The organism is Hyphomonas sp. UBA3601 (assembly GCF_002375605.1).
GTDB lineage: Bacteria > Pseudomonadota > Alphaproteobacteria > Caulobacterales > Hyphomonadaceae > Hyphomonas.
In genome coordinates, this window is the sequence record NZ_DFME01000102.1 from 1 (window position 1) to 861 (window position 861).

1 protein-coding gene is annotated in these 861 nt (G+C 54.1%); it reads left to right on the forward strand.

The window, feature by feature from the left end; all coding sequences use genetic code 11:
* A partial coding sequence (locus B4F73_RS10030) for a class I tRNA ligase family protein (protein ID WP_290481355.1) occupies positions 1-861 on the forward strand: 861 nt, incomplete at both ends.

The following is an 861-nucleotide window of genomic DNA, read 5'->3' on the forward strand; positions in this document are numbered from 1 at the left end:
TCCGGCTGAGTATCGCGGCTTGGATCGCTTTGACGCACGCCGGAAAGTTGTCTCGGCTTTCGAGGACGCGGAGCTGCTACAGGATATCGAGAACCTCAAGATCGAACAGCCCTTCGGCGACCGGTCCAATGTCGTCATCGAACCGTGGATGACGGACCAGTGGTATGTCGATGCCAAGACAATGGCCAAGCCTGCCATCGCCGCGGTGAAAGAGGGCAAGACCAAATTCGTCCCGGAGAATTGGGAAAAGACCTATTACAACTGGATGGAAAACATTCAGCCCTGGTGCGTCTCCCGCCAGCTCTGGTGGGGACACCGGATTCCGGTTTGGTATGGTCCTACCTTGAAAACGGATGAGAGTGTTGATGATAAAACCCCGACCGGAGACCGTCTATCGGATGAACGACATGCGCAAAAGATATTCTGCGCAATCAACGAGGCTGAGGCCATAATTCAAGCAGAAGAATACTACGGCGAGGAGTTCAGTGTATTTTGTGACTCAGGAAAGCCAAAAGGCTTTTCAGTATCACATATTGGGGGAACCAAGCCTTATTGGATAAATCTAGTCCAAGATACTGACGTCCTCGACACATGGTTCTCCTCCGCGCTCTGGCCGTTCTCGACGCAGGGCTGGCCGGAGCAGACGGACGATCTGAAAACCTTCTTCCCGACGGCAACGCTGGTCACCGCGTTCGACATCATCTTCTTCTGGGTCGCCCGGATGATGATGATGAGCCTCGAATTCATGGGGGAAGTTCCGTTCAAGGACGTCTACATCCACGCGCTCGTGCTCGACGAGAAGGGCCAGAAAATGTCCAAGTCCAAGGGCAATGCCATGGACCCGCTGGAACTGGTCGACGA